Raw genomic sequence first — 21272 nt, 5'->3', positions numbered from 1 at the left:
TAAGTCAATAAGAATAAATATACATTATCGTATATTTATTCTTGAAAATAATCAAGCTACATTTTTATATTTAATATAATCTAAAATTTTTTGAGCATATCCAGTTTTTATATGGGAAATGAATTGTTGAATTTGATTATATGACCAGATCGATGTTCTTCCGAATTTTTTTTGTTTTACGAGGACATATAGAGTTAGAATTTCTTGTTTTTTAGCTTCATTTTGTTCCCTTTCGGCTCCTTTTTTTAGTTCTTTAATTGTTTCGTAAAAATTTGTTTTTTTTATCCCTATTTCTTTTAACACTTCATCTAATCTTATTAATCTATCATTACTAGTTGGATTTTGCATATTATTTCCTTTAAAAAAATTATTAAATGTTAGTTGTCCAGGTTGTCCAAACAACACCAAAAAAATTGTTCTCTAGTAAAGCCCATAAAATGGACTTCCCCAGTTGTCTAAGTTATCTAACTTACTTTACGTACTTCATTTTCAAAAACAATTTTGATTGGTTTATTGAAATCTTTATTTTGATCTATTAATAAAAATATAGTTTTATTAAATTGCTTCAATTTTTTTGATTCCCAAAATTTGTCTTTACCATTTTTTAGTACATCAGTACTTTTCATTTTTGGATATCCATTATTCATCAAGTGATTTAGAATTTCACTATAATTAGGCTCTTCTTTTGAATTTGAAATAAAATCAATGATTTCATTTCTTATTTCTAGTTCTTCATTTGTCTCTTTTGCTATATCTAAATCAATTTGATTTAGAGTATGTGAATATTCACAATATGTAAATGCCATCTCTTTTAAATCTCCAGATCTCATTTTTATTGGTATAAAGATAAATGCTTTTTTATCTTTATTATTCTTTAGAATAAAAGCATTTGTGGAATCTTCTTCCCAAGCACTAGATCCCGCATACATCAATTCATCAATATCTTTTGATGGTTTATTAGAATGGTGTAGAAAAATAACAGTCGCACCATTGTTTCTAAGTGTTTTTAAAATTTCCATAACCTTAGAAACATCTCTGTTTTTGTCTCTATCTCCACCTTGCATGAAATTTTTAATTGAATCAAAAACTATTAATATATCATCTAAATTTGATTTTAATAAATTTTTAATCACTATATTAAATTCTGAAGCTTTTAATCCTTGTAAATAAATAAGTTTATCACCATGATTTTCTTTTACAATATGAACTTTTCTCTCTTTTATAGTAGTAAGCCCATTATCTCCATCAAGATATATTATTTTGGAAACTTTACTATTTAAAAGAATCATATTAACAAAAGCAAACGTTGTTAAACTTTTTCCAATTGCAGGACGTGCCACTATCATAGTAATTTCATTTTTTACAAGTAAATTATCAATTAAATACTCAAATTTAACATTCTCAACTTCTAAATAATTTAAATCATATTTTTGAAATAAAGAACTTATTTCATCTATGTTTTTTAATTCTTTAATAAATTTTAAATTTTCTAGTTCATTTTTCAATTCTGAAATTTTATCAATGATTTTAATATCAAATTGATGTTGTAATTTAGAACTTAAATGTTGTATTTGTCTTGTTAAACTATCTTTTTTTATTTCTTTTGCGTAAGCAATAGAATTTGTTATAGGATTAGCAGATAAAATATCAATTAACACATCATTTAATTTTGAATTATTCAATCTTTTTGAAATAAAATCTTCAACAATAGGCATTTCTTCATCATAAAGTTTTTGCATTACTTCAAAAATCTTTTGATGAGCAGACGAAAAAAAATCATCTGCTTTTAGAATCTCATTTATTTTCTCAAACTCTTCGGGATTGAATAAAATTGAGCTTAATACAGCTTTCTCGATATTAATTGCTATACTCATTATGCCACCATTAATTCTTCATTGAAATGTAGATATAACTGACTATTAGCTGCTTTTTTTAAATTTCTGAATTCTAAAGATAAATTTAATTCAGGGATAGCAGAAAAATCCATATTTAATTTTTCACCAAGTTCATCAATCTCACTTAATGTAATTTCAAAACTATTTGCTAGTTTGATTATATTGTCAATTATTATTTGAGGATTTGTATTAACTAATTTTCTTAAATCCCATAGAGTAGTATCTACTTCATAACTTTCATAAATATTATCCATTATCAATAAATCAATATTTAGAACGTTAATTTTTCTTTTTTTATCAAATAGATTTCTGATATTTGAGAGCAATCTCTCTTTTATCTTCTTGTAAATCAATGAATTATCATTATTTTCTATTTCAAAAAAACATTTTTTATTTTTTCTGATACTTTTTTTAACTTGTTTTATTGTAGCCTCAACAGCTAATTGATAACATGATTCAAAATCTAAATAAGTTAAATAACCACCTGTATTGTAAAAAAACTCTTCAACTTCTTCTTTAATCAAGAAGTATAAATTTGAATCAACATTTGTTAATTCTTCTATCCAATCATTTCTAGTGAATGAATTAAATAGAAATGAAAATTGATTTTTATTTTTATTTTGGTTATAATTTTTACCAAGTAAAGTAATTTTAAATAGCATAATTGCTCCTTTAAATTTATTTTGATTAAATTCTTCTTTATATAACTTTCCTAGGGTCAATTATAAGGAAGAATCACCTATATCATTAAAACCATCATATTTATATTTTAATAACCTCCTTGTTTTTAAGTTAGTTGTATAAACTAATTTAAAAAATTTCTATGAATTAGTTTGATTTTTTTATTTATTTCATTAATCTCTTCATTTAGCCTGTTTTCTAATTCAAAATTTTCTATTAATTTAAATTCTTGTTCTTTTGATAAAATAGGAATATTCAATTGTTTTATTTCATCAGTAGAAATTTGTGGCATTACTGTTCCAAAAACTAATGAAGATAAAATTGATTGTCCTAAATCAGATTTTAAAAACATATATAATGTAATTGCTTTATTCTTTTTATTATTTGTATCTTTTATTCTAATTACTTGTATAGCTTGAGAAGCTACCATTGGTTCTTTAATTTCTCCTATAATAGCAACTCCACCTATAGTCCCTTTGGTGCTCAGTAAAACATCGTAAGGTTCTAATTTATATAATTCAAGTTTTTTGATATTTTTATCAATTTTTTTAATTTTTCCACATTCCAAAGTAAAATTACTAGAAATAAAATCTGAAGGTGAAATCTCATAAACATTTATTCCTTTTTCCTCATCTTTTAATAATTGAGATCTTCTAACATCGGCAATTTTTTCTAAAGCAATTAGCTCAAATCCTTCTAATTTATTTTGAATATTTTCAAAAATAGGATCTTGTATATATCTATCAATTGCTAATGAGTAATTATTATTAATTATTTGTTCTTTTTCTACAATAGTTGAAATGTTTGATATCTCTTTTCTATTATTGTAAACATCACAAATTTCATTTATATCTTTAAATATAGTTTTTTTACCACTTTTAATCAAAAATGAGTCATTATTTAGATTAAGAAAATATATTTTATTATCAAGTTTATTCTTATTGATTATAAAAAATGTCATTTCAGTTTGTGTACCTAATAATATATTTCTAGGTAAAATAATAATTGTTTCTAATAGATTCTCTTCAATTAATTTTTTTCTAAAGTTTTCTTCATTGTTACTTCGATACGTAAATCCAACAGGTAATGAAATTAATGCTTTATTTTTTGTTTGTGCAATAACATGTTCAAAGTGAGCAATATCTAAAACTTTACTCTTTGGAAAATGAAATCTATCAAAAATATCTTTTGAAATATCAAGTTCTTCAATAACTCTAATTGGAGGAAATGATAATACACAATCGAATTTTCTTAAAAGATGTGAAGCATTTTTATCTATAAATGTTGGTTCTTTTAAAGCATTTGTCATATGAAACTCAATATCTTTATTTTCAAGTATATTTATAAGTTCAGCAATAATTGCTGCTTTAGTCATATAAAAATCAGCATAAATCTTTTTATTTGTAAAATTTGCATATGAAAAGCTATGTGTAAAAGGTACATATAATTCTTCAAAATTATTATCAAGTAATTTTATTCCAAGTTCGGCAATTTGGTCCGATACATAAGATCCGTCAGTTTTTGAATTATAAAAAATCTCATTTACATTTGGAAGAGTTTCTTTTTTAACTATATTTAACATTTCAATTAAATCTTTTTTATTGTAAATTTCTGGATTAAATTTATAAATATTAAAAAGTTTAACTGTTTTTGATAAGTTATTAAATATATTTAATAAATTTTCTACATTGATCTCTTGATTATAAAAATTTTCGAAAGAATATTTTTTATCTATTTTTTTCTCATCTGATAATTTTTTCCATGCTTTCAAAACATAAATAGTTTCAAGTGAATGATTTTCTAAATTTTCCAATAATTTTAAAATTTCCATATTTAATCTCCTAATGTAAATTTATAAGAGAATAATATCAGTTTTCTATTTTTAAGTCAATAGTTTTTAATAAACTACTATTTAAAAATAGATTAATTATCTAAAATATATAAAATATTGTAGATTAAATAGAAAAATAAAAATTAGAATTGTAATTTTAAATTTCCCCAAAATAGGAATATAAAAGTGAAAAACTAGAAATATTGTGTGAAATTTCTAAATTATTTTATATTTCATCTTTTTTTGTAAGTATAGATAATTTTTATATTTGATAAGTAAGTATTTGTTGAAATTGTAGGGATAAGATTATATTTTATGCTTATAAAAAAGAAGTGTTAGAAATTCTGTATCAAGTCACCTAAAGTAACAAATATCCATTTGCTACAACTTTAAATAATTATCTAATCTCTATTTGAAAATATCGCCAGTTGTGAAAGAGTTAATCTCCCATTCCACAATGGCATTGTTTATTTTTTTTCTACATTTTTTTACCTATAAACAGCAATTTTAACAGGCTATGACTATTTGGAAATACACCTTTTTAGCCTAAATTCTCTCTTTATAGTATTATATTCCACTATTGTATATAGCTATTATTTGTTTTTTAGTATATATCTTTATAAGCTCTTTTTTTGTACCTATGCCTTCAATCATCCAGCTTGTATAGACTGTTTGTTTTATTTTTATTTCTATTTTTTGTTTTAGAGCAATTGATCCATAACATAATATAATAGCGTCATATTTTTTCATTATTCCACCTCCGCATCAATAATAGGTGGATATCCTAAAATAGGTGGATATTCAAATTTCTTGTCATTTAACTTTTCTTCAAGTTCATTTATTCTTTTTATATATTCGTATTCATTTCTTTGAAATAAATAAATGTTTTTTAACATTTCAATTTTCATTTTAAAATGTGACGATTTCATATCAAAAATAAAATAATCAAATTGCTTTATTGTTTCTTCTAATTTATCACTTGCTTTTTTCCAGTCTAGGTTTTCCATTTTCCATCCTTTTTTTAATTTGTATTTACTCTATTCACAATTTCACTAATTTTTACTTTTTTTGAATTTTTGTGAATACCTATATGAGATTAAAAAATCTTTAAAAAAATTCCAGGAGAAGTAGGATGGTATAAATGGAAGAATTACTTTTTAAACGTAAAAAAGAGTTAGAAACTCTTTTTGGTAAAGAATTAAAAGAGATAAAAAAATCAACTAAATTTTTAAAGCTCATTAGAAATGAGTTAGTTTATTTAGATGATTTTCTCACAAAAGTAGAAATATTGGAGCTTATAAATTCTGTCTTTGAAACAAAAGTAAAATACAGCAATTTTTATAAGTGGTATGTAAAAAATATTGAAAGTAATGAAATAAAGATTTCAAAAATCAATACTAAAAAAGAAGATATTACTTCAAAAAATCAAATAGATAAAAGTGAAGTAAGAAATGATATTTCAAATAGTCAAGTTCAATTGGCACAGGTTAAAGAGTTGAAAGATGATGGTGAGCTAAAAAGAGCTGATAAATCAGATTTCAAATAATTATAAAAATAAAGTAAAAAGGATGAATAAAATGGCAAAAAATATACTTGCTTTAAATTTTAAAGGCGGAAGTGGGAAAACAACTCTAGCTTCAACAACTGCATCATATTTACATAATTCTATGTTAATTGAGATGGATACAATCAATCAAAGTGATAAAAGAATTAATTCAAAAAATTATTATGAATCAATACAGATGGATTTTTTAACAGAACTTGATGATGAGTTTTTTAAATTTGAAAGAATTTTAAGAAAATCTGATAAAAATATCATTATTGATGTTGGTGCCAATAAGCTATCAACTTTTCATAAATCTATGGTAACTAATGATTTATACCAATTTGTAGACTTATTTTTAATTCCTTGCATGGATGGAAGTGATGATTTCAACGTTGCTATGGATTTTTTAGAGTCTATCAAAGATCATGTTGACTTGGAAAATAAAGTAATATTTGTTTTTAATAGATTTAATGAGTATGAATATTCAAGTGTTCAGAATCAATTTGATCAATTTTTTGATAATGCAAAAATTATTCAAAAAAAATATAAAGTTGATCTAACTAATGAATCTAACTACTTTGCAATTAAAGATTCACTTCCTATAAAATATGCAAGAAGAAATGCAATTACAATTAAAGAGTTATGTGATACTAATCTTGATGCAATTAATCAAAAGATTGATGAAATTACAAATGAACAAGATGATGAATTAATGCAACTAATTAAAAAAAGAAATATTGTTAAAAGTGCTTTACTTTTGCAAAAGAATTATATTCTTCCTGGTATTGAAAAAATTATTAATAAATTAAAGTAAAAAAATGACACAAGATCAACTAGATATTATAAGTAAGGACTTAGTTAATACAATTAAACTTTTAAAAGGTAATCCACATGAGAGTGGATTACTTTTTGAATTAGATTTAATTAAAAATGAAATGCAAATATATAACTCTAATAAAACTAAAAATAACCTTGTTAAATTAATTTTATCTGGTGTTATATCTTTTTTTATAGGTTGGATTAGTTGTTCAATTTTTTATTTAGGTTTAACTCCACCAATTGTAAAAGAATCTAAAACTATTACACAAACAAATATTCCTGTACAAAAAGCTCAAACTTTAAATAATTCAATCAGATTTGAAAATATGGAAGAGTTTGAAAGTAAATTTGATGAATTTCAATTTATAGATAAAACTTTTATCTATAAAGGACAAATATTTAAAGAAGGTGATGTTTTAGGTAATATAAAAATTGAATATATAATTCCTGATGTTCATGTTAGAATTTGGGATATAAAAGAAGGGCATCCTTTTGTTATGGTTATTACAAATAAGTAAAATTAATTCAAATAAAAGTGAAAAACATTCCAAATTATTCAAAAAAGGTGAAAAGTTTTTCCAAAATATTCAAATAAAGTAAAATCTATGCTTTTAAAGAAAACCAAAATAGGAACGACAGCCATTGTGGGTACACTACGTTTTCCCACATGACATCGTTCTTTAAGGGAATCTTCCCTTAAAAATCCCAAATCAAATCTAATTTAATATTTTAATCCAAAAATATAGCTCTAAATTAAAAAAAAACAATTGTAAAATCTAAAAAACTTTTTGCTAAAATGCAGGTATAAAACATCTCTTGATTGTTTTTTTAATTTAAAAACAATCAGTTTCAAATAGTATTGCATCTATTTTGGGATGTTTTAGTTTATACTTTAAAAAATTAAATTTTTAACAATTTAACTCTTCTAATTTTTTCTCTAAAGCTTTTGGATCCATTTGTGAATAAAGATTATTTAAAATTTCATCAGGAACAATAAGTGTCATATTATCACATTTTATTGTCTGATAATTAAAGTTTTCACTTTCAATCTTATTTTCAATTTCACTTTCATTTTTACTATTAGTGTTATTGTCACTATCTAAAGTAAAATTATTTAAAAGTTCTACCATTCTATTTAGATCAATTTTTTCCATAAAATAATCCTTTTTAAAAAATTATAACAAAAAAACTAAATTTATCTTTTACTTTTAAAATTAAAAAATTGTGAATGTATTAAATGAAATAAATATTTGTATAAAAGGATTTTAATGCAAAATAAAATGTTTAAATTTAGATTATCACAACAACAAAAACAATTACTTAATTCCAAAGCAAAAGCTCTTAATATGAATAGTACTCAGTTTTTAATTAAATATATTGAATCTTCAAATATCAATGTAAAAACAAATAATAAAAAAGATTTAAAAGAGTTGATCTGGAATATAAATAAAATTGGTACAAACATTAATCAATTAGCTCATAGTTTAAATTATTCAATCCAAATGGAAAAACTTGATTCTTATAACTATAAAAATCTAATTAATAAACTTATCATTATTGAAAATCAATTAGATTCAATTTTAGATAAAGAGTTTTAAATGATAGTAAGAATTTCAAGAGCTAAAGAAGGATTTGCAGATTATTTAATAACAGGTACTAGAAAAGATAGTATTTATACAAGAGATCAAAAAGATAGAACCATTACACTATATGGAAATCTTCAAATTTTTAAACAAACAGAAAAATATCTAAATAAATATAAAAACTATGAAAGTAATTATATTCACATAACCCTATCATTCTCACAAGAGGAAATGGATAAATTAAATGAAATAGAAGATGAAAAAATTAGAGATGAACTTTTTAAAGAGTTAGTTCTTATATATATTAAACATCACACAAGTGGATATGATTTAAAAAATGAAGTAATAGCTTACAGTGAAGCCCATCTTCCAAAAATTCAAATAAATGAAAAAAACAGACAAAGATTCCCTCATATTCATATTGCTATTGCAAAATATAATCCACTTGATGATACTCAATTAAAAACACCATTTTTTAATAACTCTTTTTTAGATGATGTTTTACAAAGTTATGTTTGTAAAAAATATGGCTTTGAAATTCCTAGAAAAGATGAAACTGATACTAATGAAAAGATTGAAGATGAAAATAATTTAGAAGATAAAATAAAAAGTAAAATAGCAATTACAAGAGCTAATTGGATAGAACTTTTAAAAGATATAAAAACTTCAAATGAACTATTATACTTTTTACAAAATGATTTAAAATTAGAAGAAAACAGAGATTTTAAAATAGCTGGAAGTAAAACCTATAAATATATAAAAATATTAAATTTACAAGAAAGAAATAAAAAATCAAACTCTTTGAATCTAAATGGAAAAGATTTTTCAAGATTTATTTTAAAAAATGATAAAAATAGAACCTTTCCAAGACATAAATCAAAAAAAGAACTTGAAGATATTTTACTAAGCTATTATGAAACTAGAATTGAAAATATCTATAAAAGAAAATCAAATAAATCAAAAGAACTATTAAAAAATATCCATCACTTAGAAAATCAAAATATTAAAAAAAATATAAACTCCCTTACTTACCAATCATATCAACAAAAACTTTTTTATGAACACTATGATTATCTAATTAAAGACAAATTACAAGGGTATTATATAAAAAAAGTAGATAATCAAATAATCATTAACAACTTCTCAAAAAATATCAAAATTATTGATTTAGAAAATCAAATTATCTCTAACTCTAATTCAAATAACCTACAAGAAGAAGTAAGAATTATGATTGAAATAGCCCTTGCAAAAAATTGGAAATTAGAAAATATAGAACCAACAGGAAATGAGAATTTTATAAATGAAGCAAATAGACAAATTGCTGCTTTAATTTTAAAAAATAAAAAAGAACAAATTAAAAATACTGATATAGAAATTTTAAGAGCAAAATCACCAACTCAACAAGAAAAAGTAAAATTACAAAATGAAGAACTTAATTCTAAAATAAATTTACAAGAACTAAAAGAAAAACTTGATGCAAATTTAATCCTTGAATATGCAAAAAAGAATTTTAAACTTGATATTTCTAATTTTACAATAACAGATGATAATAAAATAGATAACTTAAAAAATAAACAAAAACCAAAAAATGTAATAGATTTTTTACAAAAGGAATTAAATTTGAGTACTAAAGAAGCGATTTGGGTTTGTGAAGAGATTTATGAAAACAGTGTTGTTTATTCTAGTGAAATTGAGAAAAAAAGTGAATATAGGAAAAAGCGAAATGAAAAATTGAGATGATTTTTTATATTCTCGTTTTTGTGAGATTCTATTTTTAGAACTTTTATATAGTCTTTTTCTTATGAAAAAGACTATGCTTTTGTTGGTTTTTGTGGAGTTTTATTATTTTTTACAGTTTCAGTTTCAACTTTTTTAGGTTGAGTTTCTTCAATTTTTTTTGGAAATATTAAATCATAAATAAAATCAATCGTATAAAATGTGTCATCTTTTTTTGTTGGTGTAAGTTTTGCAACTTTATCTGCAATAATATTTATTTCTCTTGGGATCCAAGATAGTTTAATTTTATGTTTTTCACATAAGTTTACAATATGACCATCTCTTACAGCTTGTTCATTATCACATAAAATAATTGTTTTTTTTAGAGCTTTTGATTTGATATATGTAATTGCATTTATTACAGCATATTTTTCAGCTATATGATTATTATCAATATTTATAAGTTTAACAATTGAAGTTAAATTTATATCTGGATCAAATAGTGCTATTTGAAACTCTTTATTTTCGTTTTGTCCTGCATCAACATATACAATTCTTCTTTTTTCTTGAGCCATAAATTTTCCTTTCTTTTAAAACTAGATTATAACTATAAAATGACTCATAAATAAGTTTTTTCGCAGATAAAATTTTTATTAATTTTATTGTTAAGAATAAAAAAAGAATCTTTTATGAGTCTTTTGTCTTGTATTATGTTGTAAAATTTAATTTAGGATGAATAAAATCTATGAAAATGGAATTTGATTTATTAGATTGGATCTTTATTGTAATTATAGTTGTTTGTTTATCTGTAATTTTATTTTTATAAACGCAACTCAAATAAAATAAATAACCATATTATCAGCATTATTTGAATATAATGATAGATATAAATTATGATAGTTACAAAATTACACAAAAAATAAGATTTAATTGAGATTTAGATCTGAATTACTTTTTTTATTAAAAAAGAGTCAAAAAAGAGTAATTTGATTTGATATAATATCCAACTAAAATTTTAATCAGGGAAAGACATTGCAGAATAAAGAACAAATAATAGAAGATGAAATAGATTTAAGAGAATTGTTTAAAACAATCTGGGAAAAAAAGATTTTTATTTTATTATTTACAAGTATTGTTACTATTATTAGCATAATGTATGTTTCTTTTAAAAATCCAATTCCTGTATACCAAGGTAAAACTTATATAGAAATAGGGCAAATTCATAGTCAGAATTTTGAACCAACTTCTTTAGACAATCCTATTGATTTATCAGAAATTTTAAAATTAGAATTAAATGTTGAAACAAAGATTCCAAAACAAACTCAGAAATTACTTGAAATTAGTTCAAATAATCAAAATAAAGAAGAGATAAAAAACAATTTAGAAAAAGCAGTAGAGTTTGTGATCAACAGACATAAAGAAAAAGCAAAATTTTATGAAAATGTAATAATGACTAAACAAATTGGAGATGTCAAAATAGATAATAATCCAATAAATAAACCTAAAAAATCACTTATTGTAGCAGTATCATTTGTAACTGGATTTATATTATCTATTTTTATAGTATTTTTTATGCAATTTATAAACTCTATTAGAAAAGAAGATACTAAATAAATGGCTATACTAATCACGGGTGGAGCTGGATATATAGGTTCTCATACTCTTGTTGCTTTAAGTGAAGCAGGTTATGATTTTGTAGTGTATGATAATTTATCAAATTCTTCAAAAGAAAGTATTAAAAGAGTAGAAGCAATCATAAATAAATATATATCTTTTGAAGAGGGTGATATTAGAGATAAAGAGGCATTAAAAAAAGTTTTTAAAAAATATGAAATTGATTCTGTTATACATTTTGCTGGATTAAAAGCTGTTGGAGAATCAGTAGAAAAACCACTTGAATATTATGATAACAATGTAGTTGGAACTCTTAGACTTCTTGAAGTTATGAAAGAATTTGATTGCAAAAAAATAGTTTTTTCAAGTTCTGCAACTGTATATGGAAATCCAAAATCAAATCCTATAAAAGAAAATTTTCCCGTTGGTGGAACAACAAATCCATATGGAACAAGTAAATATATGATAGAGCGAATTTTAGAAGATTTATATATATCAGATAACTCTTTTAAAATTGCTATTCTTAGATATTTTAATCCAGTTGGTGCACATGAAAGTGGAATGATCGGTGAAGACCCAAATGGAATACCAAATAATTTGATGCCATTTGTTTCTCAAGTAGCGGTTGGGAAAAGAGAATTTTTAAGTGTTTTTGGAACAGACTACGATACTCATGATGGAACAGGAGTAAGAGATTATATACATGTAGTTGACTTAGCCCATGGACATGTAAAAGCTATTGATTATCTAAACTCAAATATTGAAATGAAACCTTTAATTGTAAATTTAGGAACAGGTATTGGTTGTAGTGTTCTTGACATGGTAAAAGCTTTTGAAAAAGCAAGCAATAAAAAGATTTCATATAAAATAGTTAATAGAAGAGCTGGAGATATAGCAACATGTTATTCTGATCCAAGTTTTGCAAAAGAGATTTTAGGTTGGAAAGCAAAAAAAAGTATTGATGATATGTGTTTTGATAGTTGGAAATGGCAGAGTAATAATCCAGATGGGTACAAAGGGGAAAATAAATGACAAATATAATCCTATGCGGAGGAAGTGGCACAAGACTGTGGCCAATAAGTAGAACTTTACTTCCAAAACAATTTGTTAAACTTTTTTTAAATAAATCTTTATTTCAGTTAACTGTTGAAAGAAATAGTAAATTATGTAAATCTCAATTTATAGTTTCAAATGCTGAACAATATTTCCTGGCTTTAGATCAACTAGAAGAATTAGGAAAAAAGAATAATAAATATCTTCTTGAACCAATAGGAAGAAATACAGCTCCTGCTATTGCTTTAGCTTGTATGGCTTTAGAATATGATGAAATAGTTATTGTAACTCCAAGTGATCATCTAATTAAAGATGAAAAAGAGTATGAAAAAGTATTAAAAAAAGCAAAAGAATTAGCAAGTGATAATAAACTTGTAACCTTTGGAATAAAACCAACTTTTGCTGAAACAGGATTTGGATATATAGAAAGTGTAAATGAATTTGATGTAAAAGCTTTCCATGAGAAACCAAACTTTGAAACAGCAACTTCATATCTAAAAGCAGGAAATTATTACTGGAATAGTGGAATGTTTATGTTTAAAGCAGGTGTGTTCTTAGATGAATTAGAAAAATACTCTGTTGAAATTTATAATCAATCTAAAAACGCTTTTGATAATGCTTCTAAAGATGAAATAATTAGAATAAAACATGATGATATGATGTCAATACCTGAAGATAGTATTGATTACGCTGTTATGGAAAAATCTGATATTGTAAAAGTTATTCCTTCTAATATAAATTGGTCAGATGTTGGAAGCTTTGATGCTTTATTTGAAGAACTTCCAAAAGATAAAAATGGTAATACAAAAAATGATAAACATATATCAATAGACTCTAAATATAATCTAGTATATGGAAATGAAAGAGTAATTGCAACAGTAGATGTAGAAGATTTAATAATTATAGATACAGGAGATGCAATTTTAGTATCTAAAAAAGGAAGCTCTCAAAAAGTAAAAAGAGTTGTGGAAAAATTAAAAGAAACAAATTCACAACTTCATAATATTCATCTAACAGGTCATAGGCCATGGGGAACATATACTGTTTTAGAAGAATCTAATGGATATAAAATAAAAAGAATAGAAGTAAAACCAGGGAAAAGATTAAGTTTGCAAAAACATTTTCATAGAAATGAACACTGGATAGTAGTAAGTGGAACAGCTACTGTAACAGTAGGAAATGAAACAAGATATGTAAGACCAAATGAGAGTACATATATAAAAATGGGAGAAGTTCATAGACTAGAGAATGAAGGGAGAATTCCAGTAGTTCTTATAGAAGCACAAGTAGGTGAATATACAGGTGAAGATGATATTGTTAGAATTGATGATGATTTTAAAAGGGACTAAAATATGTTAAATATAGAAACTTTTAAAACAATAGTTGAAAATACCCCATTGATCTCTATAGATTTTGTGATAAGAAATAAAAAAAATAAAATACTTCTTGGAAAAAGAGTAAATAAACCAGCATGTAATTTTTTATTTACTCTTGGTGGAAGAGTTTATAAAAATGAAAAATTAGATGATGCAAAAAAAAGAATTTTAAAAGATGAAATTGGATTAAATATAGAAGAATACAATCTAAAATTTATTGGAATTTTTGAACATTTTTATGATGATAGTTTTGCAGATGATAATATAACTACACACTATGTAAATCTTGCCTATGAGATAAATGTATCTTATATACAAGACTTACCAAAAGAACAACACAATGAATATACATGGTTAAGCTTGTATGAAATAATGAACTCAAAAGTAGTTCATAAATATGTAAAAGAATATTTTAAAATAAGAGGGGAAAACGAATAATATGGCACAACAAAAAGTAGCACTAATAACAGGAATAACTGGACAAGATGGAAGTTATCTTGCTGAATTTTTACTAAAAAAAGGTTATATTGTTCATGGTATAAAAAGAAGGACTTCTTTATTTAATACAGATAGAATTGACCATTTATATGAAGATCCACATGTAGAAAATAGAAATCTTATCTTACACTATGGTGATATGACTGATAGTATGAATTTAACAAGAATAATCCAAGAAACTCAACCTGATGAAATCTATAATTTAGCTGCAATGAGCCATGTTGCTGTATCGTTTGAAACTCCTGAATATGTAGCAAATGCAGATGGTACTGGAACTTTAAGAATTCTTGAAGCTGTGAAATTACTTGGACTTACTAAAAAAACAAAAATCTATCAAGCATCAACTTCAGAGTTATATGGAAAAGTACAAGAAACTCCTCAAAAAGAAACAACTCCCTTTTATCCAAGAAGCCCATATGCAGTTGCTAAAATGTATGCTTATTGGATAACAGTAAATTATAGAGAAGCTTATGGAATGTTTGCGTGTAATGGGATACTTTTCAATCATGAATCACCAGTTAGAGGGGAAACATTTGTAACTAGAAAAATTACACGTGCAGCTTCAAAAATAGCATTAGGTTTACAAGATAAACTGTACTTAGGTAACCTTGATGCAAAAAGAGATTGGGGTCATGCAAAAGATTATGTAAGAATGATGTGGATGATTCTACAAGCTGAACAACCTGAAGATTGGGTTATTGCAACTGGACAAACAACAACAGTAAGAGATTTTGTAAAGTTTTCATTTGCATATGCTGGAATTAACTTAAGATTTGAAGGTGTTGGAGTTGATGAAGTTGGTATCGTTGATTCTTTAGATTTAGAAAAAGCAAAAGCATCAAATATAGATATTTCTCACCTTAAATTAGAACAAACAGTTGTTTGTGTAGACCCAAGATACTTTAGACCAACAGAAGTTGATTTACTTTTAGGAGATCCAACAAAAGCTGAACAAAAACTTGGATGGAATAGAGAATACAATCTACAAGATTTAGTAAATGATATGATGAAATCAGATTTAAAACTTATGACAAAAGATGTTTACCTAAAAGATGGTGGATATAAAACTATGAGTTATTTTGAGTAATTAAGATTATGAATAAAAATAGTAAAATATATGTAGCAGGACATAGGGGATTAGTTGGTTCTGCTATAGTAAAAAATTTACAACTAAAAGGTTATACAAATCTAGTTTACAGAACACATAAAGAACTGGATTTAACTAATCAAAAAGTTGTAGAAGAGTTTTTTGAAAAAGAAAAACCAGAATATGTGATACTTGCTGCTGCAAAAGTGGGTGGGATAATAGCAAACAATACTTACAGAGCAGATTTTATATATGAAAATCTTGCTATTCAAAATAATGTTATTCATCAAAGTTATGTACATGGAGTTAAAAAACTATTGTTTTTAGGTAGTACATGTATTTATCCAAAAAATGCACCACAGCCTATGAGTGAAGATTGTTTATTAACTTCTCCACTTGAATATACAAATGAACCTTATGCAATTGCAAAAATAGCTGGTATCAAAATGTGTGAAAGTTATAATATTCAATATGGTACAAATTTTATATCTGTAATGCCTACAAATTTATATGGACCTAATGATAATTTTGATTTAGAAAAATCTCATGTTTTACCTGCACTTATTAGAAAAATACATTGTGCAAAGCTTTTAAATGAGGGTAAAGTTCAAGAGGTATTAAATGATTTAAAACTTTCTACTTTAGAAGAAGTAAAAACTTATCTTTTAAAATTTGGTGTAAATGAAAATAGTGTAGAAATTTGGGGAACAGGGAAACCAAGACGAGAGTTTTTATACTCAGAAGATATGGCTGATGCCTGTGTGTTTTTATTAGAGAATAGAAATTTTACAGATACATATGCACATAATACAAAAGAAATTATAAATACTCATATAAATATTGGAACAGGAATAGATATATCTATCAAAGAATTAGCAGAATTAATACAAAAAATTATAGGATTTAATGGTGAACTTGTGTTTAATGCACAAAAACCAGATGGAACAATGGTAAAACTAACAGATCCAAGTAAACTTCATAGTTTAGGTTGGAAGCATAAAGTTGAGCTTGAAGATGGAATAAAAACTATGTATAACTGGTATTTAAAGGAAACAGAAAAATGAAAGGAATTATTCTAGCAGGTGGAAGTGGAACAAGACTTTATCCTATAACAAGAAGTATAAGTAAACAATTACTTCCAATCTATGATAAACCTATGATTTATTATCCTCTTTCTGTTTTAATGTTAGCAGGTATTAAAGAAATACTTATTATTTCAACTCCACAAGATATGAATAAGTTTGAAGAACTTTTAGGAGATGGAAGTGATTGGGGAATAAAATTAGAATATAAAATTCAACCAAATCCTGATGGTTTAGCACAAGCATTTATTTTAGGAGAAGAGTTTATTGGGAAAGATAGTGTTTGTTTAATTCTTGGGGACAATATTTTTTATGGACAAGGATTTTCTCCTATGCTTAAAAGTGCTGCTTCAATAAAAGATGGTGCAATAGTTTTTGGTTATCAAGTAAAGGATCCAGAAAGATTTGGTGTTGTTGAATTTGATAAAGATAGAAATGCAATAAGTATAGAAGAAAAACCAACTAAAGCAAAATCAAATTTTGCAGTTACTGGATTATATTTTTATGATAATGATGTGATAGAAATCGCAAAAAATGTAAAACCAAGTGAACGAGGTGAACTTGAAATAACATCTGTAAATCAAGAATATCTTAAAAAAGCAAAACTAAAAGTAGAACTTTTAGGTCGAGGATTCGCTTGGCTTGATACAGGAACTCATGATAGTTTACTTGATGCAGGACAATTTGTACAAACAATAGAACATAGACAAGGTTATAAAATGGCTTGTTTGGAAGAGATTGCTTATAACAATAAATGGATTTCTAAAGAACAAGTTTTAAAAATTGCAGAACCACTTTCAAAGAATGGTTATGGACAATACCTTTATGATTTAGTGAAAGATGATGATGTTTAGTAATTCAAATAAAAATATACTATTAACGGGAACAGCTGGATTTATAGGTTCAAACTTTGTACCTTATTTTTTAGAAAAATATCCAAATTATAATTTAATTAATCTTGACCTTTTAACATATGCTGGAAACTTAGAAAACCTAAAAGAGTGTGAAAATAATACAAGATATAAATTTATAAAGGGTGATATTTGTAATAGAGAATTAGTAGAGTTTATATTCACTGAATATGATATAACGGGTGTTATTCATTTTGCTGCTGAATCTCATGTTGATAACTCAATTAAAAATCCAGGTGTATTTGTTCAAACAAATGTAAATGGAACTTTTACTCTAATTGATGTAGCTTATAAATACTGGATGAATAAACCATTTGAATATAAAGAAAAATATCAAAACTCAAGATTTCATCATATCTCAACTGATGAAGTATATGGAACACTTTCGGAAAATCCAAATGATTTGTTTACTGAAAATACTCCATACGCACCAAACTCTCCATATTCAGCTTCTAAAGCTTCAAGTGATATGATAATTAGAGCATATAATGAAACTTATGGATTAAATACAGTAATAACAAACTGCTCGAATAATTATGGACCAAAACAACATGATGAGAAATTAATTCCAACAATTATAAGAAAAGCTCTTTCAAATCAAAATATTCCAATCTACGGAGATGGGAAAAATATTAGAGATTGGTTGTATGTACTTGACCATTGTAAAGGTATTGATATAGTTTACCATAATGGTAAAAAAGGTGAAACTTATAATATCGGTGGAAGAAATCAAAGAACAAATCTTCAAATAGTTAACACTATCTGTACGATTCTAGATAAAGAAGTTCCAAAAGCTGATAATTCTTCATATAAAGAATTAATTACATTTGTAGAAGATAGAGCAGGACATGATAGAAGATATGCAATAGATGCAACAAAGTTAGAGGATGAGCTTGGATGGAAAGCTGATGAGAACTTTGATAGTGGAATTATTAAGACTATTGAGTGGTATTTAATTAAATATGGAATCAAGAAATGATAACAAGATTAGAGGAATTTAAAGTTTTAGGAGACCATAGGGGTCAACTAGTAGCTCTTGAAGCAAATAAACAAATACCTTTTGATGTAAAAAGAGTATTTTATATCTATGGAACACAAGAGGGTATTCCAAGAGGAAATCATTCACATTATAAAACTAAACAGTTTTTAGTAGCTGTAAATGGTAGTTGTAAAGTTACTTTAGATAATGGTAAAACAAAAGAAACATTTGATTTAAATAAACCAAATTTAGGTCTTTTTCAAGATGCGCTTATTTGGGGAACTATGCATGATTTTAGCTCAGATTGTGTACTTATGGTTTTAGCAAATGAATATTATGATGCTAGTGATTATATTATTGATTATGATAAATTTTTAGAAGAAGTAAGAAATGATTCATAAATTAGCAGATGTACAAACACAAAATATTGGAGAAAATACAAATATTTGGCAATTTTGTGTAATTCTAAAAAATGCAAAAATAGGTAGTAACTGCAATATAAATGCTCAAGTATTAATTGAAAATGATGTAAGTATAGGAAATAATGTAACTGTAAAAAGTGGAGTACAAATTTGGGATGGGATTACTTTAGAAGATAATGTATTTATAGGTCCAAATGTAACTTTCACGAATGATTTTTTACCACGAAGTAAACAATATCCAAAAGAATTTTTAAAGACTACTATAAAAAAATCAGCTTCAATTGGAGCAAATAGCACAATTGTTGGAGGAATAACAATTAATGAATATGCAATGATTGGTGCAGGAAGTGTAATAACAAAAGATGTTGGAATACAAGAACTCTGGTATGGTAATCCTGCAATTTTTAAAGGCTATGTTTGTAAATGTGGGCAAAAATGTAATGAAAAATTAATTTGTGATGAATGTAAGGAAAATAAATAATGATTCCATTTCTAGATTTAAAAGGTATAAATACTCACTATAGAACAGAATTAATTGAAGCTTGTACAAGAGTAATTGATAGTGGTTGGTATATACAAGGTAATGAGTGTAAAGAATTTGAAAAAGAATTCGCACAATATTGTGGTACAAAATATGCTATAGGTGTTGCAAATGGTTTAGATGCACTTATTTTAATCTTAAGAGCTTATAAAGAATTAGGAGTTATGAAAGATGGTGATGAAGTGATTGTGCCTTCAAATACATATATAGCTTCTATCTTGGCGATTTCTCAGAATAATTTAGTTCCTGTTTTAGTTGAACCAGATAATAATACTTATCTAATAGATTCAACTAAAATAGAGGAAAAAATCACATCAAAAACAAAAGCTATTTTGCCAGTTCACCTTTATGGTCAAACTTGTGAAATGGATAAAATAAATGAAATTGCTAAAAAATATAATCTAAAAGTTATAGAAGATTCAGCTCAGTCTCATGGTGCATATTTTAAAGATAAAAGAAGTGGAAATCTAGGAGATGCTAGTGGATTTAGTTTTTATCCTGGAAAAAATTTAGGTGCTTTAGGTGATGGTGGAGCAGTTACAACGAATGATGAAGAACTTGCCAATGCTATAAAAGCACTAGGAAACTATGGAAGTCATAAAAAATATGAAAATCTTTATAAAGGTATTAATAGTAGACTTGATGAAATACAAGCTGCTATGCTTAGAGTAAAACTAAAATACCTTGATAATGAAGTGGAAAAAAGAAGAGAAATAGCAAACTATTATTTACAAAATATTAAAAATGATAAGTTGATTTTACCAACAGTAAGAGAACAAAATAACCATGTATGGCATTTGTTTGTAATAAGAATTACAAAAAGAGATAAATTACAAAAATATTTACTTGATAATAGTATTCAAACACTAATTCATTATCCAATTCCACCTCATAAACAAAATGCTTATAAAGAGTGGAATAAAGAAAGCTATCCCATAAGTGGACAAATTCATAATGAAGTTTTGAGTTTGCCTATTTTTGGTATTCAAAGCATTGGAAATACTAAAAATATTGTTCAGGTAATAAATGAATATAGATAGATTTATTTTCAAAGTAAAACAAAAAATTAAAAATTTGCTTGGATATATTGTATTTCAATATCCACGAGTTTTGAAATATAAAATTTTATCAAATTGTAAAAATGTAATAGGGAGTCCAATATATAATCAACCAACTCAATTATTAGGGGAAGGGACTATACTATTTGATAAAAATGTTAATTTAGGTGTAAAGAGAAGCCCTTTTTTTTATAATGGTTATGGATATATAGATGCTCGAAAAAGTAATTCTAAAATTATAATAAAGAATCATGTTACTATTAATAATAATTTCATGATCACAAGTGAAGGAGAGGGGATTGAAATAGGAGAAAATACACTTATTGGTTTAAACTTTGAAGTTAGTGATAGTGATTTTCATGATTTGCATCCAGATAGAAGAATCAGTGGTATTCCAAAAACAGCAAAAGTAGTTATTGGAAGAAATGTTTTTATTGGTTCTAATGTAAAAATATTAAAAGGTGTAACAATTGGAGATAATAGTGTAATAGCTAATAGTTCTGTTGTAATAAAATCTATTCCAAAAAATGTGATAGCTGGTGGTTGTCCTGCAAAAATAATTAGAAAGTTGGAAGTTTAG

The 21272-nt window shown here is 25.1% G+C and carries 25 protein-coding genes; 17 read left to right on the top strand and 8 right to left on the bottom strand.

Annotated elements, in window-relative coordinates:
- Window positions 1-51: 51 nt before the first annotated feature.
- The 6 genes from AELL_RS11410 to AELL_RS11385 form a co-directional block, all read right to left on the bottom strand.
- Window positions 52-348 carry a hypothetical protein gene (locus tag AELL_RS11410; protein WP_118918078.1) on the bottom strand — a complete coding sequence of 99 codons (297 nt, stop codon included), beginning with the start codon at window positions 346-348 and terminating at the stop codon, window positions 52-54.
- A 116-nt stretch (window positions 349-464) separates the two neighbouring features.
- On the bottom strand, window positions 465-1874 hold the full coding sequence (locus tag AELL_RS11405; protein WP_118918077.1) for a DnaB-like helicase N-terminal domain-containing protein: 1410 nt from the start codon (window positions 1872-1874) through the stop codon (window positions 465-467).
- Window positions 1874-2557, bottom strand: a complete 684-nt coding sequence (locus AELL_RS11400) for a hypothetical protein (protein WP_118918076.1) — start codon at window positions 2555-2557, stop codon at window positions 1874-1876. Before AELL_RS11400 ends, AELL_RS11405 begins: the two co-directional genes overlap by 1 nt.
- A 143-nt stretch (window positions 2558-2700) precedes the next feature.
- Entirely contained in the window at window positions 2701-4407 is a 1707-nt protein-coding gene (locus AELL_RS11395; protein WP_118918075.1) for an N-6 DNA methylase, read from the bottom strand.
- 567 nt (window positions 4408-4974) lie between these two features.
- On the bottom strand, window positions 4975-5157 hold the full coding sequence (locus AELL_RS11390) for a hypothetical protein (protein ID WP_118918074.1): 183 nt from the start codon (window positions 5155-5157) through the stop codon (window positions 4975-4977).
- Window positions 5157-5414 (bottom strand): hypothetical protein, encoded by a 258-nt coding sequence (locus tag AELL_RS11385; protein ID WP_118918073.1) that lies wholly within the window; start codon window positions 5412-5414, stop codon window positions 5157-5159. Before AELL_RS11385 ends, AELL_RS11390 begins: the two co-directional genes overlap by 1 nt.
- Window positions 5415-5548: 134 nt before the next feature.
- On the opposite strand from AELL_RS11385, the gene AELL_RS11380 reads away from it, so the two are divergent.
- The 3 genes from AELL_RS11380 to AELL_RS11370 are packed head-to-tail and all read left to right on the top strand — an operon-like array spanning window position 5549 to window position 7290.
- The gene (locus AELL_RS11380; RefSeq protein ID WP_118918072.1) at window positions 5549-5953 is read left to right on the top strand and encodes a hypothetical protein; all 405 of its coding nucleotides are present in this window, start codon (window positions 5549-5551) and stop codon (window positions 5951-5953) included.
- A gap of 31 nt (window positions 5954-5984) precedes the next feature.
- Window positions 5985-6767 (top strand): P-loop NTPase family protein, encoded by a 783-nt coding sequence (locus AELL_RS11375; protein WP_118918071.1) that lies wholly within the window; start codon window positions 5985-5987, stop codon window positions 6765-6767.
- 4 nt (window positions 6768-6771) lie between these two features.
- Window positions 6772-7290, top strand: a complete 519-nt coding sequence (locus AELL_RS11370; RefSeq protein ID WP_118918070.1) for a hypothetical protein — start codon at window positions 6772-6774, stop codon at window positions 7288-7290.
- Window positions 7291-7680: 390 nt separating this feature from the next.
- Here the strand turns inward: AELL_RS11370 and AELL_RS11365 are convergent, their stop codons facing one another.
- Window positions 7681-7926: a hypothetical protein gene (locus AELL_RS11365; RefSeq protein ID WP_118918069.1), complete on the bottom strand. Its 246-nt coding sequence runs from the start codon at window positions 7924-7926 to the stop codon at window positions 7681-7683.
- A gap of 114 nt (window positions 7927-8040) precedes the next feature.
- Here AELL_RS11365 and AELL_RS11360 point away from each other — a divergent pair, with 114 nt between their 5' ends.
- Both AELL_RS11360 and AELL_RS11355 read left to right on the top strand, forming a co-directional pair.
- Window positions 8041-8370 carry a plasmid mobilization protein gene (locus tag AELL_RS11360; protein WP_118918068.1) on the top strand — a complete coding sequence of 110 codons (330 nt, stop codon included), beginning with the start codon at window positions 8041-8043 and terminating at the stop codon, window positions 8368-8370.
- Window positions 8371-10095, top strand: a complete 1725-nt coding sequence (locus AELL_RS11355) for a hypothetical protein (protein WP_118918067.1) — start codon at window positions 8371-8373, stop codon at window positions 10093-10095. It begins immediately after the preceding gene.
- Window positions 10096-10166: 71 nt separating this feature from the next.
- On the opposite strand, the gene AELL_RS11350 is transcribed toward AELL_RS11355, so the two are convergent.
- Complete coding sequence (locus AELL_RS11350) at window positions 10167-10646, bottom strand: ribonuclease H family protein (protein ID WP_118918066.1); 480 nt, start codon at window positions 10644-10646, stop codon at window positions 10167-10169.
- Window positions 10647-11103: 457 nt separating this feature from the next.
- On the opposite strand from AELL_RS11350, the gene AELL_RS11345 reads away from it, so the two are divergent.
- From AELL_RS11345 to AELL_RS11290, 12 genes are read left to right on the top strand one after another with little or no spacing between them, the layout of a single operon-like run.
- Complete coding sequence (locus tag AELL_RS11345; protein WP_118918065.1) at window positions 11104-11685, top strand: Wzz/FepE/Etk N-terminal domain-containing protein; 582 nt, start codon at window positions 11104-11106, stop codon at window positions 11683-11685.
- Window positions 11686-12717: a UDP-glucose 4-epimerase GalE gene (galE, locus tag AELL_RS11340; protein WP_118918064.1), complete on the top strand. Its 1032-nt coding sequence runs from the start codon at window positions 11686-11688 to the stop codon at window positions 12715-12717.
- On the top strand, window positions 12714-14087 hold the full coding sequence (locus AELL_RS11335; protein ID WP_118918063.1) for a mannose-1-phosphate guanylyltransferase/mannose-6-phosphate isomerase: 1374 nt from the start codon (window positions 12714-12716) through the stop codon (window positions 14085-14087). The genes galE and AELL_RS11335 overlap by 4 nt, the downstream gene beginning before the upstream one ends.
- 3 nt (window positions 14088-14090) lie before the next feature.
- Window positions 14091-14552 carry a GDP-mannose mannosyl hydrolase gene (locus tag AELL_RS11330; RefSeq protein ID WP_118918062.1) on the top strand — a complete coding sequence of 154 codons (462 nt, stop codon included), beginning with the start codon at window positions 14091-14093 and terminating at the stop codon, window positions 14550-14552.
- Window position 14553: 1 nt separating this feature from the next.
- Complete coding sequence (gene gmd / locus AELL_RS11325; protein ID WP_118918061.1) at window positions 14554-15699, top strand: GDP-mannose 4,6-dehydratase; 1146 nt, start codon at window positions 14554-14556, stop codon at window positions 15697-15699.
- A gap of 8 nt (window positions 15700-15707) precedes the next feature.
- On the top strand, window positions 15708-16763 hold the full coding sequence (locus tag AELL_RS11320; protein ID WP_118918060.1) for a GDP-L-fucose synthase family protein: 1056 nt from the start codon (window positions 15708-15710) through the stop codon (window positions 16761-16763).
- Complete coding sequence (gene rfbA, locus AELL_RS11315; RefSeq protein ID WP_118918059.1) at window positions 16760-17635, top strand: glucose-1-phosphate thymidylyltransferase RfbA; 876 nt, start codon at window positions 16760-16762, stop codon at window positions 17633-17635. The genes AELL_RS11320 and rfbA overlap by 4 nt, the downstream gene beginning before the upstream one ends.
- Window positions 17628-18671, top strand: coding sequence for a dTDP-glucose 4,6-dehydratase (gene rfbB, locus AELL_RS11310; RefSeq protein WP_118918058.1), 1044 nt, complete (start codon window positions 17628-17630; stop codon window positions 18669-18671). Before rfbA ends, rfbB begins: the two co-directional genes overlap by 8 nt.
- Window positions 18668-19072 (top strand): sugar 3,4-ketoisomerase, encoded by a 405-nt coding sequence (locus AELL_RS11305; protein ID WP_118918057.1) that lies wholly within the window; start codon window positions 18668-18670, stop codon window positions 19070-19072. The genes rfbB and AELL_RS11305 overlap by 4 nt, the downstream gene beginning before the upstream one ends.
- Window positions 19062-19574: an acyltransferase gene (locus AELL_RS11300; protein WP_118918056.1), complete on the top strand. Its 513-nt coding sequence runs from the start codon at window positions 19062-19064 to the stop codon at window positions 19572-19574. Before AELL_RS11305 ends, AELL_RS11300 begins: the two co-directional genes overlap by 11 nt.
- Window positions 19574-20674, top strand: coding sequence for a DegT/DnrJ/EryC1/StrS family aminotransferase (locus AELL_RS11295; protein ID WP_118918055.1), 1101 nt, complete (start codon window positions 19574-19576; stop codon window positions 20672-20674). The genes AELL_RS11300 and AELL_RS11295 overlap by 1 nt, the downstream gene beginning before the upstream one ends.
- Entirely contained in the window at window positions 20661-21272 is a 612-nt protein-coding gene (locus AELL_RS11290; RefSeq protein ID WP_118918054.1) for an acyltransferase, read from the top strand. Before AELL_RS11295 ends, AELL_RS11290 begins: the two co-directional genes overlap by 14 nt.

The sequence above is a fragment of the Arcobacter ellisii genome, from assembly GCF_003544915.1.
Taxonomy (GTDB): Bacteria; Campylobacterota; Campylobacteria; order Campylobacterales; family Arcobacteraceae; genus Aliarcobacter; species Aliarcobacter ellisii.
The sequence above is the reverse complement of the archived record's forward strand: the minus strand, read 5'-3'. Positions and strand labels throughout refer to the sequence as shown.

What these genes read in the sequence shown, in the direction of transcription:
- rfbA (WP_118918059.1), top strand. Translation starts at nt 16,760, where the DNA reads ATGAAAGGAATTATTCTAGCAGGTGGAAGTGGAACAAGACTTTATCCT.
- AELL_RS11385 (WP_118918073.1), bottom strand. Translation starts at nt 5,414, where the DNA reads ATGGAAAACCTAGACTGGAAAAAAGCAAGTGATAAATTAGAAGAAACA.
- AELL_RS11350 (WP_118918066.1), bottom strand. Translation starts at nt 10,646, where the DNA reads ATGGCTCAAGAAAAAAGAAGAATTGTATATGTTGATGCAGGACAAAAC.
- AELL_RS11305 (WP_118918057.1), top strand. Translation starts at nt 18,668, where the DNA reads ATGATAACAAGATTAGAGGAATTTAAAGTTTTAGGAGACCATAGGGGT.
- AELL_RS11380 (WP_118918072.1), top strand. Translation starts at nt 5,549, where the DNA reads ATGGAAGAATTACTTTTTAAACGTAAAAAAGAGTTAGAAACTCTTTTT.
- rfbB (WP_118918058.1), top strand. Translation starts at nt 17,628, where the DNA reads ATGTTTAGTAATTCAAATAAAAATATACTATTAACGGGAACAGCTGGA.
- AELL_RS11365 (WP_118918069.1), bottom strand. Translation starts at nt 7,926, where the DNA reads ATGGAAAAAATTGATCTAAATAGAATGGTAGAACTTTTAAATAATTTT.
- AELL_RS11370 (WP_118918070.1), top strand. Translation starts at nt 6,772, where the DNA reads ATGACACAAGATCAACTAGATATTATAAGTAAGGACTTAGTTAATACA.
- galE (WP_118918064.1), top strand. Translation starts at nt 11,686, where the DNA reads ATGGCTATACTAATCACGGGTGGAGCTGGATATATAGGTTCTCATACT.
- AELL_RS11355 (WP_118918067.1), top strand. Translation starts at nt 8,371, where the DNA reads ATGATAGTAAGAATTTCAAGAGCTAAAGAAGGATTTGCAGATTATTTA.
- AELL_RS11395 (WP_118918075.1), bottom strand. Translation starts at nt 4,407, where the DNA reads ATGGAAATTTTAAAATTATTGGAAAATTTAGAAAATCATTCACTTGAA.
- AELL_RS11400 (WP_118918076.1), bottom strand. Translation starts at nt 2,557, where the DNA reads ATGCTATTTAAAATTACTTTACTTGGTAAAAATTATAACCAAAATAAA.
- AELL_RS11320 (WP_118918060.1), top strand. Translation starts at nt 15,708, where the DNA reads ATGAATAAAAATAGTAAAATATATGTAGCAGGACATAGGGGATTAGTT.
- AELL_RS11360 (WP_118918068.1), top strand. Translation starts at nt 8,041, where the DNA reads ATGCAAAATAAAATGTTTAAATTTAGATTATCACAACAACAAAAACAA.
- AELL_RS11330 (WP_118918062.1), top strand. Translation starts at nt 14,091, where the DNA reads ATGTTAAATATAGAAACTTTTAAAACAATAGTTGAAAATACCCCATTG.
- AELL_RS11300 (WP_118918056.1), top strand. Translation starts at nt 19,062, where the DNA reads ATGATTCATAAATTAGCAGATGTACAAACACAAAATATTGGAGAAAAT.
- gmd (WP_118918061.1), top strand. Translation starts at nt 14,554, where the DNA reads ATGGCACAACAAAAAGTAGCACTAATAACAGGAATAACTGGACAAGAT.
- AELL_RS11295 (WP_118918055.1), top strand. Translation starts at nt 19,574, where the DNA reads ATGATTCCATTTCTAGATTTAAAAGGTATAAATACTCACTATAGAACA.
- AELL_RS11390 (WP_118918074.1), bottom strand. Translation starts at nt 5,157, where the DNA reads ATGAAAAAATATGACGCTATTATATTATGTTATGGATCAATTGCTCTA.
- AELL_RS11335 (WP_118918063.1), top strand. Translation starts at nt 12,714, where the DNA reads ATGACAAATATAATCCTATGCGGAGGAAGTGGCACAAGACTGTGGCCA.
- AELL_RS11410 (WP_118918078.1), bottom strand. Translation starts at nt 348, where the DNA reads ATGCAAAATCCAACTAGTAATGATAGATTAATAAGATTAGATGAAGTG.
- AELL_RS11405 (WP_118918077.1), bottom strand. Translation starts at nt 1,874, where the DNA reads ATGAGTATAGCAATTAATATCGAGAAAGCTGTATTAAGCTCAATTTTA.
- AELL_RS11290 (WP_118918054.1), top strand. Translation starts at nt 20,661, where the DNA reads ATGAATATAGATAGATTTATTTTCAAAGTAAAACAAAAAATTAAAAAT.
- AELL_RS11375 (WP_118918071.1), top strand. Translation starts at nt 5,985, where the DNA reads ATGGCAAAAAATATACTTGCTTTAAATTTTAAAGGCGGAAGTGGGAAA.